This window comes from Amycolatopsis methanolica 239, assembly GCF_000739085.1.
GTDB lineage: Bacteria > Actinomycetota > Actinomycetes > Mycobacteriales > Pseudonocardiaceae > Amycolatopsis_E > Amycolatopsis_E methanolica.
Genome location: NZ_CP009110.1, coordinates 1,714,137 through 1,728,975, shown reverse-complemented (window position 1 = coordinate 1,728,975; position 14,839 = coordinate 1,714,137). Strand labels below are relative to the sequence as shown.

The window sequence follows — 14,839 nt, the reverse complement described above, 5'->3', positions numbered from 1 at the left end:
ACCATAACCAGCTCGTAAAACCTGCTGACGCCCGACCGTCGGATTGTTGAATCGATGCACAATCGAGGCAGAACGGCGCTGGGTTCTGGAGGTGCTGTATCGCGCCTCAGGCACCCGGATGCAGGCGGCCCGGCGGGACCACCGGCCGCCTCAGTCCATCACCGCGACTGCCCCGGCTGCCAACGCGGCAAACCTCCGCGGACGCAGCGCCGCCCCGGCCCCCACCCGGTGGCACGCGGCAGCCTCCGCGAGATGCACCGCCGCCCGGTGCCCGCGGCCGCCAGCCGCTGCACCCAGCCGCCCAGCCGCTGCTACGACCGCCAGCACCAGTCGCCCACGCTGCCAGACCTTGCACCAGCCGCCAGCACCAGCCGCCCAGGCTGTCAGCCGCTGCTCCAGCCGCCGGCCCAGCCACCCAAGCCGCCAACCGCCAGCACCAGCTCCAAGCACCAGCCATCCAGCCTGCCAGCCGCAGCACCAACTCCCAGCACCAGCCGCCCAGGCTGTCAGCCGCCGACATCTCACCAACCCACAAGCACCGCACCCGCACTCCGCCCCACCAGGCTCGGGAACCACCGGCCGCGAGCGACCCGCGCCGCACACCGCCGCGAATCCCACCGCGGCCGCGGCCTGCGGCGAATTCCACCGCCGCTCCCCGGCCCCACACCACCGGAGCCTCACCGACGCCCCCACCCCGGCTGCACCCCGGGAGGGACCACCAGCACGGCAACACGGCAACCACGCAGCAAGCTGCCTCCCACACCCGCCGTCGACAGCCTGGCCAGGGACCTCAGCGGTCACCGCCGCCTGCCACGCCCGGCGCCGACAACCCGGCTTGGGAGTTCAGCGGTCGCCGCGGTGGCGGCCGTTTCCGGGCTCGCTGCCGTTGCGTCCGTGGCCGTTGACGGGCCGCGGCTCGGAGGACGATTGGTTGCCGAGTCGCTTCACCAGCGCCGCCGCGCTCGCGGTGCCCGCCTGGTGTTCGGCGAGCGCGCGGGCCAGCAGGTCCGCGAGACCGGCGTCCTCCGGCAGGTCGTCGTCCGGCACGCCGGTCAGCTCGGTGCGGAACGGCTCGCCGAGGCCGTCGTCCTGCAGCACCGGCGCGTTCGTGAACGGGGTCTCCGAGGTGCTGTTGCTGGGCGCGAGTTCGCTGTCCGCGTCGGCGGAGTCGTCCCACGGCGCCAGCGAGGGTGGCAGCCGCAAGCGCGGCAACCAGTTGTCGATGACCGGCACGCTCGGCGCAGGCTCATTCTCACTGCGGGCGTCGGATTCGGCCCGCCCCGCCGGCGGGAGGTCCGCCCGGCTGACCGGCTCCGCATCCGCACTCAACCACGACTCGCTCGACGAATCGACGCCCTCCCGGGTGGCATCATCGCGTCCGGAGAACTCGCGGCGCGCGTCCAAGCCGCCGCCGAGGGTCGCGCTCTCATCCACTCGTCCCGCGGAATCCCGGCCCGCATCGACGGCCTCACCACGGACGTCCTCGCCGACGGCTTCGCGCGCGGCGGATTCCCGGCTCGGACCGTCCTCGGCGCGGCGGCGTCCAACCGACTCGGGCTCCCCGGCGCCGGGCGCGCGGCGGCGCCCGCCACCCGCACCGGTGCTGACCCCCAGCCGGTCCAGCACGCTCCGCGCCGCGACCGACCCGTGCACCGAATCGTGCCGCGTCTTCCGGGACGCTCGCGTGTCAGCGCGCTCCGATCGGGAAATCGCCACGATCTCGGACGAGACTTCGTCGGGCGAGACATCCGCCGGTTGCCCGTCCGGCTTCTCCTCCGCCCGCCGGCGCCCTCCGGCCCGCCGCTCGGGATCCGACGGCTTGCCGGACGCGGCCGTCTCGGGCCGCCGGTACCGCACCACGTCGCCAGAAGCCGGTTCGGACCGCGACACCGCCGCGACCTCGTCAGGCCCCGTCGAGGAATCGGTCCGCTCAGCGTGGGATGCCGTCGCCGCTTCGTCAGCGAGCACCGCCTCACGCGCCCCGAACCGCGACGCTTCCTCGCCAGCCCGGCTCCGCGCGGACTCACGCCGCTCCAGCCGTGACACGCTCTCGTCAGCCCGGTCCCGCACCGACTCACGCTGCTCAAGCCGCGCCACCGCCGCGCTCTCGTCCGCCTTCGCTCGCGCGGACTCACGCTCGGGCCGTGCCACCTCGTCCGCCCGCGAGGGCCGCTCCGGCTCCTCGAACCGCGACCCGGCCCCGATCTCGTCCCACCGCGAAACCCGTGCCGCATCCTCGGCGCGGGAGGCCTTCGCGACGTCCGCCAGCTGCTTGTCGGCGGGTTCGGGCGCCAGCGACCAGCTCGACCGTTCGCTGTTGTTCCGGCCCTGTTCGGCCGCCACGCGGGGGCGCGGGGCGTCCGCGTTCCCGGTCGTCACCTCGGCGCTGGGCTCACGGGTGACCGGAACCTTCGGCTCGGGCACCGACAACGGCGCGACCGCAACGGAAGCGCCCGCCGCCTCGCCCGCCGGCACCGACCCCAGCACGCGGTCCAGGTCGACCTCGTGCCCGCCACCGCCGAACTCACCGGCGAGCAATCCCACCGCCTGACGGCGGGCCCGCGCGTGGATGTGCTCGGCCGCCCGCGCCAGCTGCAGGCACTCAATGGCTTCGGCGTAACGGCCGAGCCGCTCCTCCACGTGCGCCAGCTCGGTCCACAGGCGCGCGGTCAACGCGTGCAACTCGTGCCGTTCCGTGGCGTGCACGGCATCCCGCAGCATGCGCGCGGCCGCCTCGACACTGCCGGAGGGCAGCAGGACCCGGGTCGCGATCGCCATCCGGAGCCAACCCGCCGGGGCGACGGACGCGGCCCGCGCCGGTTCGTCGAGCACCGACTGCGCGAGCTCCAGCGCGTTCCTGCCGTCCCCGCGGTCAAGCAGCGAGCACACGAGCTGGAGCACCAGCCGGATCCGCACGACACCACCGTCGTGTTGCGCGTCCTCCAGCTGCTCGAGGAAGCCGAGCCCGGTGCGCGCCGCGTCGGCCGCGCCGATGACGTCGCCGTGACGCCGCCGGTGCGCCGACACCGCGACCCGCAGCAGCGACCGCGCGAGCAGCCGCCCGTCACCGTCGAGGTCGTCGTCCGCCCCGCACAACCGGTCGGCCTCGGCGAGGGTCTTGTCGAGCTCCAGCTTGCGCCCGAACTGCGCCAGACACGCCACCAGCTGGCTGAGCACCGCCGCCTTCCGCGCGCCGCCGAATCCGGACGCGTCCAGCACCGGCCGCAACGCCGCGAGCCCGGTGAGCGGCGCGCCGACGCTACGGGCGCACACGGCGAGGTCGGTGCGCAGCTGCGCCGCGAGCGTCGTCTGCCCCGTGTCCTCGGCGGCACGCAGAGCGGCCACGGCACGCCCCACCGTCGGCGCGCGCAGACCGAGACGAACCCGCGCGGACACCGCGAGCCCCTCACCACGCACCCACAGCTCCTCGGCGCCGGCGGTCTCGGCCAGGGCCGCCGCCCGCTCCCCGAGTACGAGCGCCAGCTCGGGCGCGCGCAGCTCGAAGTCGGCGGCCTGGCCGAGCATGCGCTCGACCGCGGCGATCTCCGCGCTCCGGCCACCGTCCTGCGGACGCGAACCGGATCGGCTGTGCTGAGTGGCTACCAAGGGGACTCCGCTTCCGTGTCGGCTCGAGCGTGCTAGCACGGGGCTTCCCCGCTCAGTCGCGAGTCAGCTTGCGGTGTGTCACCCGGTGCGGCCGGGCCGCGTCCGGTCCGAGCCGTTCCACCTTGTTCTTCTCGTAGCCCTCGAAGTTGCCCTCGAACCAGAACCACTTGGCCGGGTTCTCGTCGGTGCCCTCCCACGCGAGGATGTGCGTCGCCACGCGGTCCAGGAACCACCGGTCGTGCGAGATGACCACGGCGCACCCGGGGAACTGCTCGAGCGCGTTCTCCAGCGAGCCCAGCGTCTCGACGTCCAGGTCGTTGGTCGGCTCGTCCAGCAGGATCAGGTTGCCGCCCTGCTTGAGGGTCAGCGCCAGGTTCAGCCGGTTGCGCTCACCACCGGAGAGCACGCCCGACGGCTTCTGCTGGTCCGGGCCCTTGAACCCGAACGCGCTCACGTACGCGCGCGACGGCATTTCGGTCTGCCCGACGTTGATGTAGTCGAGCCCGTCGGACACCACCTCCCACACCGTCTTCTTCGGGTCGATCCCGGCCCGGTTCTGGTCTACATAGGACAGCTTGACCGTCTCACCGATCTTGACCTCGCCGTCGTCCGGCTTCTCCAGCCCGACGATTGTCTTGAACAGCGTCGTCTTACCGACACCGTTCGGGCCGATCACGCCGACGATGCCGTTGCGCGGCAGCGTGAACGACAGGTCGTCGATCAGGACGCGGTCCTCGAAGCCCTTCTTCAGATGCGAGACCTCGACGACCACGCTGCCCAGCCGGGGCCCCGGCGGGATCTGGATCTCCTCGAAGTCCAGCTTGCGGGTGCGCTCGGCCTCCGCGGCCATCTCCTCGTAGCGGTCGAGGCGGGCCCGCGACTTGGTCTGGCGCGCCTTGGCGTTGGACCGCACCCAGTCCAGCTCGTTCTTCAGGCGCTTCGCGAGCTTGGCGTCCTTCTTGCCCTGGACCTCGAGGCGTTCCCGCTTCTTCTCCAGGTACGTGGAGTAGTTGCCCTCGTAGCCGACGACGCGGCCGCGGTCGAGCTCCATGATCCACTGGGCGACGTTGTCCAGGAAGTACCGGTCGTGGGTGACCGCGAGGACAGCGCCGGGGTAGCTGGCCAGGAATTGCTCCAGCCACAGCACGCTCTCCGCGTCCAGGTGGTTGGTGGGCTCGTCGAGCAGCAGCAGGTCGGGCTTCGACAGCAGCAGCTTGCACAGCGCGACCCGGCGGCGCTCACCACCGGAGAGGTGGGTGACCGGCTCGTCCGGCGGCGGGCAGCGCAGCGCGTCCATCGCCTGCTCGAGCTGGGAGTCCAGCTCCCACGCGTCTGCGTGGTCGAGTTCCTCCTGGAGCCGGCCCATCTCCTCCATCAGCTCGTCGCTGTAGTCGGTGGCCAGCTGCTCGGCGATCTCGTTGAAGCGGTCGAGCTTCACCTTGATTTCGCCGAGGCCCTCCTCGACGTTGCCGCGGACGGTCTTGTCCTCGTTGAGCGGCGGCTCCTGCTGCAGGATCCCGACGCTCGCGCCCGGCTGGAGGAAGGCCTCACCGTTGCTCGGCTGATCGAGCCCCGCCATGATCTTCAGCACGGTGGACTTGCCGGCACCGTTCGGACCCACGACGCCAATCTTGGCGCCCGGGTAGAACGCGGTGCTGACATCATCGAGGATGACCTTGTCCCCGACGGTCTTGCGCACCTTTTTCATGGTGTAGATGAACTCGGCCATGCCCACGATCGTAGAGCCGTGTCACGCGCGACCGAACGCCGGTCACCATCCCGCGACGGACAGTCAACCCCCCGTCACCGTGGAGAACGCTCCGCGTGTCACGGGCCCTGCCCTCCTCGCGGCCCGGCGAGTGCCGGCGCGGGCGCGTCGACGGGCCCGGCCTGCAGGGTTTCGACGGCGGGCCCGGCAGCCTCCCACAACGGGATCTGGGACGGGACGTCGGGTTCGGGCCGCGAGCCCCGCCTCGGCGAGACGCCGCACTGGGCGAGGTTGGGCCCGAGCGCGAAAGCCTCGAGTTCAAGTTGAGCACGAGACCCGCCGGTGGCCGGATCCCCGGTGTGCAGCCGCCCGTTGACCACGACCGGATCGCCCCGGCGCAGCCCGTCCGCGGCCGATACCGCCATCCCGCGGCGGCACACCACCCGCGCCGAGAACCGCCTGCCCAGCACCCACTCCTGTCTGTTCCGGTCGAACCGGCGCTCGTCGCTGCGCACCCAGAAGATCGCCAGCTCGTGCCGGTCCTGCCCCACCTGCTTGACCGTGATGTCGCTGGTCACCGTGCCCACCAGGGTCACCATCGTCTCCCCGATCGCCATCGCCACTCTCCTTCTCACTGGTCGTCACCGGCTTGAGACCAGAGTGCACCGGGAACGAGCGATTGGGAGAACGAAAGCGAAAACGGCCGAAATCTGTGGATGGTTTCGGGCCGTGTGGACAACTCGCCGGGCTGATCGGTCAGGCCCCCGGAATTGTCGGTGGGCTGTGCTACGGGCGCGGCTTACCCTGGTCCGCCATCTGCTTGAGCATCGCGTTGTAGGCCGCCAGCTCCTGGTCGCCGCTGGCCTCCTCGCGCCGGTCCTTCCGCTTCGCCTCACGCGCGTCGGCCCGCGACCACTGCACGAGCAACGCGATCAGCACCAGCAGAACCGGGACCTCGCCGGACGCCCACGCGATGCCGCCACCGAGGCGCTGGTCCGCGAGCAGGTCGGACACCCACGGCAGGTGCAGCGCCCGGTAGAAGTTGTCGCCGATGATCGTCTGCTTCGACATCAGGATCACGCCGAAGAAGGCGTGGAACGGCATCGCGGCGAACATCATCCCGAGCCGGCCGAGGTGCGGCAGGCGCCGCGGAGCCTGGTCGACACCGATCACCGGCCAGTAGAAGACGTAACCGGCGAGGAGGAAGTGGGCGTTCATCAGAAGGTGTGCCCAGTGGTAGTTCAGCGCCGCGTCGAACAGGCCGGAGAAGTACAGCGCGTAGAACGAACCGACGAACAAGGCCAGCGCGACGATCGGATGGGTGAGCACGCGGGACACCCGTGAATGCACCGCGGCCAGCAGCCACTCGCGCGGCCCCGGCGGAGCGTCCCGGCCCGCCACCGGCAGCGCCCGCAGCGCCAGCGTCACCGGGCCGCCCAGCACGAACAGCACCGGCGCGATCATCGACAGGAGCATGTGGCTGCCCATGTGCACACTGAACATCGCGGGCGAGTAGCGCCCGATGCCGGACGATGTGGCGATCAGCAACACGAAACACCCGGTCAGCCACGCCACAGTGCGTCCGACCGGCCATTCGATCCCCTTGCGCCGCAACCGCCGCAGGCCCGCCAGGTAGAGCGCGGCCAGCACGATCGCCGCCGTGCCGTAGACGAGGTCGAAGCGCCAGTCGAACAGCAGCCGCAGCAAGGTTGGCGCGCCGGGCAGGTCGTAGCCGATGAGCAGTTCCGTGGTCGACGGCTGGACCGCTTCCTGCGGCGGCGGGGTGCGGCCGAGCGCGGTGGCGATGCCGATCGTAACGAACATGATCAGGACCTCGACCGCGGCCAGCCGCAGCAACTGCCCGCCGCCCTGTCCGTCCACCACTGCGCGCACCCCGCGGGTCCGCTGCTGCTGGCCGAACACGCCGAGCACCAGCAACGCGACGACCTTCGCCACGACGAGTAGCCCGTACTCGGTGCTGAGCAGGTCGGACAGCGGCAGCCGGACCAGCGCGTTGACCCCGCCGGACACGGCCATCACGATCCAGCAGACCAGCGCGAGCCGGGAGAAGCGGCGCGCCGCGAGCGACAGGTGCTCCCCGCGCCGCCATCCGAGCGCGAGGAGCGCGACCAGGCCGCCGACCCACAGCGAAGCGGCGATCAGGTGGTAGAGCAGGCTGTTCGTGGCGAGGTCGTGCGAACCGCCGCTGGCCGAGTGGCCGGTCACGGCGACCGGGACGAGCCCGGCGACGGACAGCCCGAACAGCACCGCGGTCCAGCCCCACGACAGCGCCAGTCGGCAGCCGAGCACCAGCACGAGCGCGATGCCCGCCGTCCACAGCCAGGCCTTGGGCTGCTCGATCGCGTCCACCAGGTCCAGCAGGACCTGCGGCGAGAACAGCTCGGTGACCGGCTTGCCCGCCGCGTCCGCCGCGGTGAACAGGACCGAGGCGAGCGCGGCGAAGAACCACACCCACGCGGCGATCCCGGCGGTGCGCAGCGCCGCGTACCCGTCCCGCGCGAGCACGCCGGACTTCTGCGGCGGCACCAGGAACGTCGCGAGCAGCAGGGACCCGACGCATACGACGGAGGCCGCGTCGGCGAGCACCCGGACCACGCCGACGCCGTACTGGGTCACGAGGCCCGGCTCTGGCAGGCCGGCGATCTGGTAGGTGGCCCCGCCCGACAGCGCGAGCAGCGCGACGGCAACCACCGCCGCCAGCAACCCGCACACCAGGAGCAGCGGGAGGACGCTCACCCGGCGCCGGGTCGCGGTCTCGGTAACTTCGGAGGGCACACGTCGAGGGTAGGCCCGGCTCAAACGGGGAGTCCGGCAGCGGTCCGTTCACGGTGACGTGCGCGACTCGCGCCCACCGCGGCAGGCGCGATGAGCGCCGCCAGAACCGCTACCAGCACGAACGAAGCGGACAACGAGGTCGCCTGTGCGATACCGCCGATCAGCGGCGGACCGGCCAGGAACCCGGTGTAGGCGACAGTGGTGACGAACGCGATCTCGCGCTCCCCGCCGCTGCCGTCCGCACGCTTGCCCGCCTCGCCCGCCAGGCTCAGTGCGACCGGGAACGCGGCGGCCAGACCCGCGCCGGCCAACACGAATCCGGCGAAGGCCAGAGCGGCGACCGGGACAAGGGCGGCCACCAGCAGGCCGGCCGCAGCGACGACCGCGCCGATCGCGAGGGTCCGGGTGGCCCCGAGGCAGCGCTGCACCCACGCGCTGCCGAGCCGGGTGACGGCCATGGCGAGCGAGAACGCGGTGAAGGCGAGCGCGGCGGCGCCCTGGCCCGTGCCGTGCTCGGTGACCAGCAGCAACGCGGACCACTCCGAGCTGGCGCCTTCGGCCATCGCGGAACACAGCGGCACCACGGCCAGCAGCCACAGCACTGGCCGCTGGGTGGGCGCGGTGGTCGCCGGCCGGGCGGCCCGTTCGCTGCGGGGAACCGCACGCGGCAAGCCCTGGTATACGACCAGCATCACGAGGGCTGTCACGATGGCGGCGACCAGGAAGTGCCGCTCGGGTGACCAGTGCTGCGCCGCTGCGAGCCCGGCGGCGGCGGACGCGACCAGCCCGCCGAAGCTGAAGCCGGCGTGGAAGACCGGCATGATCGCCTTGCCCGTGCGCCGCTCGACGCTGACGCCGCCGATGTTCATCGCCACGTCGAGCCCGCCGTTGGCGAAGCCGAGCCCGAACAACGCGACCGCGAGCCACGCCACCGAGCCGACGAGCCCGGTCAGCGACAGCACGACGCAGGACAGCAGGGTCGCGGCGAGCATCACGGCACGCGCGCCGCACCGCTCCGACACGCGGCCGGACAGCGGGGCCGCCAGCAGGAGCCCCGCTGTGCCGCCGAGCAGCGCCAGCCCCAGTGCGCCTGGACTGGCGCCGACCTGCTCGGCGAGCGCGGGCACGCGCGGCGCCCACGACCCGTAAACCCCGCCGTTGAGCGCGAAGACGACGAACACCGCTACCCGATCGCTGACCCGAATCACCCGTCCCACAATGACTTAAGCGCTTCAGAACGTCAACCCGGCGGGCGGCCGGTCTAGACTGCGGCGATGACCGGTACCCGTCGGCGCCGCCCGACGCTCGACGACGTCGCCGAAGCGGTGGGCGTTTCGCGGACGACGGTGTCCAACGCGTACAACCGCCCGGACCAGCTGTCGGCCGACCTGCGTGAGGAAGTGCTGCGCGCGGCGAAGCGGCTCGGCTACGCGGGCCCCAACCCGACCGCCCGCAGCCTCGCCACCCAGCGGTCGGGCGCGATCGCCTTCATGCTCGACACCGGGTTGTCGGCGGCGTTCTCCGATCCGGCGTTGTCGATCACGCTGGACGCGCTCGCGAGCCGGGTCGATCCGGAAGGGCACGCGCTGCTCCTCCTGCCGGGCGGGCACGACGGCGGGCCACGGGCGGACCGGGTCCTGGCGGCGCAGGCTGACCTCGCGGTCGCCTACTCGCTGGCGGACAACGCACCGGCGCTGCGGGCGGTGAAACAGCGTGGGCTGCCGCTGGTGGTGATCGACCAGCCGGTCGTGCCCGGGTCGGCGCGGGTGTCCACGGACGACCGCGGCGGCGCGACGGCCGCGACCCGGCATCTGCTGGAACTGGGCCACCGGCGGTTCGCAATCCTGTCCGCGCAGTGCCTGTCCGAACCGCGGAGGGGTCCGTTGAGCGCGGCCGAGGCGGCGCGGAGTCGCTTCCTGGACAACCGGGAGCGGCTCGCCGGCTATCTGGAGACCCTGGGGGCGGCCGGGATCGATCCGGACGCGGTGCCGATCTGGGAGGTGTCCGGGCTGTCGCGGGAGGCGGCGATGCCCGGCGCGGCGGCGTTGCTGGACCGGGAGCCGACCGCGCTGCTGTGCATGTCGGACGAACTGGCCCTCGCGGCGCTCGCCGTTGCCAGGCAACGCGGTCTCCGGGTGCCTGCGGACCTGTCGATCGTCGGGTTCGACGACACGCCGCCGGCGGCGTGGTCGGATCCGCCGTTGACGACCGTGCGGCAGGACCTGGTGCGCAAGGGGCAACTGGCCGGAGAACTGGCGCTGCGCCTGCTCTCCGGGCAGCGTGCGCCGAAGGCGACCACATTGGACGTCGAACTGGTGGTGCGTGGTTCCACGGGTCCTGCCAAATAGCAGAGGTTTCGCCCGTTCGGCAAGAACCAGTTTGCGCCCTGTGGACAAGTGCGTTTTCGAGGCCCCGATCGAGTTAACGGAACCTACTTATCCACAGAAGTAGAAATCCCTGCTGACAGCTCTTCTCCCACCGGCCATTGTGGAGTCCGGAACCGCGCACCGCGGAGACCGACTCACAGGGGAGATGAGAAATGTTCGGGAATTTTCGCGCGTATCTGCCGAAGGCGCTCGTGCTGGCCGCGCTGGGACTGCTGACCGCGGGCGGCATCGCCGAGGCGGAGACCGCGCCACCGGCCGGGTATGGCTGCGAGCAGGGCGAGTTCTGCGCGTGGTCCGAGGAGTTCTACGGCGGGTCGGTGCAGTTCCTCGACCTCCGCACGGCCAATCCCGGGGAATGCATTCCGCTCAGCGGTGACGCGCGGTCGTTCGGGAACCGGCTGGACCGCGACGTGACGGTGTACCAGGGCGAGGACTGCTCCACGGAAGGCGATTTCACCACATACCCGGGTGGCGGGACATTCGTGCCGCACGCGCCGTTCGTCGTGCGGGCCATCCAGATCTGGGACAACTAGGCCGGGTCGCCGCAGACGAGATCGCCGTTCGCCCGCTCCTGGGGACGTGAGTCCGGGCTGGCGGCGGTCCGGGATCCGCTCCCCGCGGTTCCCGCCCGCGGGCGCGTCGCGGGCACACGGCGCGCCCGCGGGTCACCGCTGAAGGTCTTCGCCCACGAGTTGAGGCGCGACCCGGCGGTTCGCACCCCAGCCCTGGCGAGCGCGGCACTGAAGATCGCCCGGCAGGTTCATGCTCAACGCTGGCGCGTCCCTGGCTCAACGGGCTGCGTGCCCGGAGCAACTTGTGTGCCGATGCTCTACTCGTGGGGCTTGTTAGCTGCGCTCCCGGTAGGGGTTCAGTTCCTCCGGGGGCACGGCCGCCGCGGGCTGGGTGAGGATGGCCCGGACGCGGGCCGGATCGAGCTTGGGCACGCGTTCGGCGGTGAGCAGGCCGTTGCTTTCCTGCTCGGTGTCAGTCAGCTGGGTGTAGCAGAAGCCGGCGAGTTCCGGCGACGAGAGGACCGCGGTGACGAGCTGGTCCAGCCGGGCGGCCAGCTCCTCGTCGTCGGTCACCGTCGAGTAGCCGAACCACTTCTCGTCCTCGGCGGGAACGTGGGAGAGGCCACCGAATTCGGTCAGCATGACGGGGCGGTCCGGAGAGGTGTCGTCGAGCAGGAGGCGGCGACCACCGGGACGGCCGTCGGATAGCGTACGGCGCAATCCCGCACCGTACCGTGTGGACAGTTTCTCACCGGTCGGGGCGTAGTCGTGCACGCCGATGATGTCGGCTTCCGGGATCTCCCAGCCGTCGTTGCCGATGACGGGCCGGCTGGGGTCGATGCTCTTGGTGAGGTGGTAGATCGAGCGCACGAAATGGGTTTGCTCGGGTGCCGTGGCGATGTCGGGAACGCCCCAGCTCTCGTTGATCGGTACCCACGTCACGATGGAGGGGTGGCTGCGGTCCCGGCGCAGGATCTCCAACCACTCCCGGGTGAGCCGCTCGACGGCTTCGGGCGCGAACTCGTAGGCGTTCGCGGTCTCGCCCCAGACGAGCAGGCCGAGCTTGTCGCACCAGAAGAGGAAGCGTGGATCCTCGGCCTTCTGGTGCACGCGGACGCCGGTGAAGCCGAGTTCCTTGATGAGCTCGACCTCCCGGCGGAGGGCGACCGAATCCGGCGCGGCGAGGTGCGACTGCGGCCAGTAGCCCTGTTCGAGGACCATTCGCGGGTAGTAAGGGAGGTGGTTGAGGAGGAAGCGACCGTCGGCCACGCCGACCTCGCGCAGACCCAGGTAGCTGCTCACCGTGTCGGACGGCGCTTCCGCGGCGTGGAGTTCGACCGACGCATCGACCAGCACCGGGTTCTCCGGTGACCACAGCAGGCGAGTCCGGTCCTGCCCGTGCCGTAGCGCGGGCACGGCGATGTCGAACCGGAACCGCCGCCGGTCGACGCGCACGGTCTGCTCGGCCAGCACGTCGTCGCCATGCCGCAGCACCACGCGGATCGTCACAGCTTCGCCCGGCGTCGCGGAAAGCTCGCCCTCACAGGAGACCGACGCACGGGTGAGCTCGGGAGTCCACTGCAGTTCGCGAAGGTGGAGCGCCGGGACGACCTCCGCCCACACCGGCTGCCAGATCCCCGTGGTGCGGTGGTACCAGATGTCGTGCGGCTCCGGGTGCCAATCCTGCTTGCCCCTGGGCTGGGTGCCCTCGTCCGGGCGGTCTTCGGCCCGCAGGACGATCACCTGCCGACCGTCGGACCGCAGAGCCGCGGTGATGTCGAAGGAGAACGGCGTCTGCCCGCCTTCGTGGGTGCCGAGGTGGATCCCGTTGATCCACACCGAGGCCGCGTAGTCCACGGCGGCGAAGTGCAGGACGAAGCGGTGTCCGTCGGGGATCGGCGGGGCGTCGAACTCACGGCGGTACCAGACCACCGTGTGCGGTTCGGTCGCGTGCACACCGGAGAGTTCCGACTCGGGCGGATAAGGGACGGTGATGGTCCGGTCGAACGGCTCGGTGGCGGTGAACCAGCGGTCGGCGAGGCCGCGATCGTCGTCGTCGAAGGCGAAGCCCCAGGCACCGTCCAGGTCGAACCACTCGGGCCGGACGAGTTGTGGTCGTGGGCAGAGTCGGTCCGGGTCGGCGGCGATCATGGCGGAAACCCTACGACAGGAAGGACTGTTGAGCATGGCATCGTGAGCTGTTAACTTCGACGCCGTGACTGCCGGGTCGGCCTTGCGCCGCGCACAGACAGGACTCCCGGCCGCGCCGTGATCACCCGGCGGGCCCGTGGCCCGCCACCTCCTGCGCTCTCCCCTTCTCTGGGGCGATGCGAAAGGAGGTGATCACATGTCCCAGTACCAGGTCTCGCAGGCCGTGTGGCGCGATTTCCTCGCCCAGCACGCGGATGGCGGAGTCATCGACGCGACCGTGACGTGGGCGCTTCCGTTCGGCGCTTTGGTCGAACTGCCGCCGGGCGTTCCCGGGCTGCTGTCCAGGCCCGCTTGGACCGCGGAAGCGGAAGCCGGTGAACGGGTCGAGGTCCGCATCGCGAGCCTCGACGTCGAGAACCGGCGCGTGAGCGTGGTTCCGGCGTGATCGGCACGGTGTGATCGAAAGGGTGCGGGGGCAGAATGGCGGGCCCCCGCACCCTGCCGCAGCCTAGTGACGCGCCTCGATGCCGCAAGCAGCCGCGTTGATGCCCACCTAGCGCCCAGCCGAGCGGCTCAAGCGTCAGTTTTTGGGCAGGTCAACGCCAACTGGCCGAGTCGGCGGCTCAGTCAGGTGTTGATCAGACGTGGGTCCGCCGACCGTCGGTCTCGAGGCCGGACCGGGCCTCAGCGGGACGACCGTATGCGCGGCCGTCGTTGCTGCGCTGGAGGAGCCCTGCGTCGACGAGGTAGCGGCGGAGCGCGGCATGGTCCTCGTAGATCGCGGCGAGCTTCGCGCGGACCTCCGGCTCGGTGTAGACCCGGCCGGGCTCGAACTGCTCGGCGAGCTTCACGAGCAGGGCCTGGCGGAGCTTGCCCGGACGCGGGATCGCGGTGAGCCTGCCGCGGCTGAACAGCGCTTCGAGGGGATCGTTCGCAGGCTTGGCGAGCGAATCGCGGAAGGCTTGCGGCACGGCCCGATAGCGGTCCCCGTCAACGGTGACGATCCCAGCCGAAACGAGGCGCATCGCGAGTTTCGCGGTGTGCCGGTCCTCCGCGATCGGTAGCCCGTCGGGCGAAGTACAGATCCGGGCGAAGAGCATCAGGCGTTCGGGGTCCGCCAGCGCGGAGACCAGCGCTTCCGGTGAAGCCATGGCCGAGACCGTACCCGCGGCCGACGATCGCGCGAACCAGTTTTCATGATCCGCACGGGACACGCCGCGAGAGAGCCACCAGGCGCGGCGCGCCGACCGCGGGCGGACAGCCACCTAGGGTGCGTGGTCGCAAGCGGATCTGCACAGCCACCGGCGAAGCCCACCGCGGATGGCACAGCCCGCGGGGCTCCCTCCGCCGGGCGGAGCGTAACCGCAGGTCCCGCGACCTCTACCGGCGCGTGCAGCCTCCGCAGCCTGACCAACCTCAGCCGAGACCTCGGCGAACCCTGCAACCAGCCCTACCATGTGCGGGCGGTCGAACCTAGCACCCAGGCCCAGCGACGCTACCGGCTAGAACGCCGCACCGGCCACGCCGACCATGGCAGCTCCGGCCGGCCATGCCGACAAGACCCGCGCCAGCCACGCCAGCGCCGCCGACCATCCCGGCCGCACCAGCCGAGCCGGCCACATCGACCAGGCCAGCCCGCGCCGCCATGCCGGCCACGCCAGCCCGCGCCGGCCATATAG

The 14,839-nt window shown here is 71.4% G+C and carries 10 protein-coding genes; 3 read left to right on the top strand and 7 right to left on the bottom strand.

Translation table 11 applies throughout. The annotated features are described in order from the left end of the window. Positions 1–843: 843 nt before the first annotated feature. The 5 genes from AMETH_RS08445 to AMETH_RS08425 all read right to left on the bottom strand — a co-directional run bounded on the left by AMETH_RS08445 (position 844) and on the right by AMETH_RS08425 (position 9,318). A complete protein-coding gene (locus AMETH_RS08445; protein ID WP_020486777.1) occupies positions 844–3,525 on the bottom strand; it encodes a hypothetical protein in 2,682 nt (893 codons plus the stop codon). 133 nt (positions 3,526–3,658) lie between these two features. Beyond that, a complete protein-coding gene (gene ettA / locus AMETH_RS08440) occupies positions 3,659–5,335 on the bottom strand; it encodes an energy-dependent translational throttle protein EttA (protein ID WP_017987635.1) in 1,677 nt (558 codons plus the stop codon). Positions 5,336–5,433: 98 nt separating this feature from the next. Continuing rightward, on the bottom strand, positions 5,434–5,931 hold the full coding sequence (locus AMETH_RS08435) for a single-stranded DNA-binding protein (protein WP_017987634.1): 498 nt from the start codon (positions 5,929–5,931) through the stop codon (positions 5,434–5,436). Between the two features lie 169 nt (positions 5,932–6,100). Further along, on the bottom strand, positions 6,101–8,110 hold the full coding sequence (locus AMETH_RS08430; protein WP_026153931.1) for a bifunctional copper resistance protein CopD/cytochrome c oxidase assembly protein: 2,010 nt from the start codon (positions 8,108–8,110) through the stop codon (positions 6,101–6,103). 20 nt (positions 8,111–8,130) lie between these two features. After that, a complete protein-coding gene (locus AMETH_RS08425) occupies positions 8,131–9,318 on the bottom strand; it encodes an MFS transporter (RefSeq protein ID WP_038531976.1) in 1,188 nt (395 codons plus the stop codon). A gap of 66 nt (positions 9,319–9,384) precedes the next feature. Here AMETH_RS08425 and AMETH_RS08420 point away from each other — a divergent pair, with 66 nt between their 5' ends. Both AMETH_RS08420 and AMETH_RS08415 read left to right on the top strand, forming a co-directional pair. After that, positions 9,385–10,458, top strand: a complete 1,074-nt coding sequence (locus tag AMETH_RS08420) for a LacI family DNA-binding transcriptional regulator (protein WP_017987631.1) — start codon at positions 9,385–9,387, stop codon at positions 10,456–10,458. Between the two features lie 191 nt (positions 10,459–10,649). Then, positions 10,650–11,030, top strand: coding sequence for a peptidase inhibitor family I36 protein (locus tag AMETH_RS08415; protein WP_017987630.1), 381 nt, complete (start codon positions 10,650–10,652; stop codon positions 11,028–11,030). A 312-nt stretch (positions 11,031–11,342) separates the two neighbouring features. Here AMETH_RS08415 and AMETH_RS08410 read toward each other — a convergent pair whose 3' ends face one another. Then, the gene (locus AMETH_RS08410; protein WP_017987629.1) at positions 11,343–13,160 is read right to left on the bottom strand and encodes a glycoside hydrolase family 2 protein; all 1,818 of its coding nucleotides are present in this window, start codon (positions 13,158–13,160) and stop codon (positions 11,343–11,345) included. 196 nt (positions 13,161–13,356) lie between these two features. On the opposite strand from AMETH_RS08410, the gene AMETH_RS08405 reads away from it, so the two are divergent. Next, positions 13,357–13,605, top strand: coding sequence for a hypothetical protein (locus tag AMETH_RS08405; RefSeq protein WP_017987628.1), 249 nt, complete (start codon positions 13,357–13,359; stop codon positions 13,603–13,605). 193 nt (positions 13,606–13,798) lie between these two features. On the opposite strand, the gene AMETH_RS08400 is transcribed toward AMETH_RS08405, so the two are convergent. After that, entirely contained in the window at positions 13,799–14,374 is a 576-nt protein-coding gene (locus AMETH_RS08400; protein WP_223843083.1) for a DUF2087 domain-containing protein, read from the bottom strand. Between the last annotated feature and the right edge of the window lie 465 nt (positions 14,375–14,839).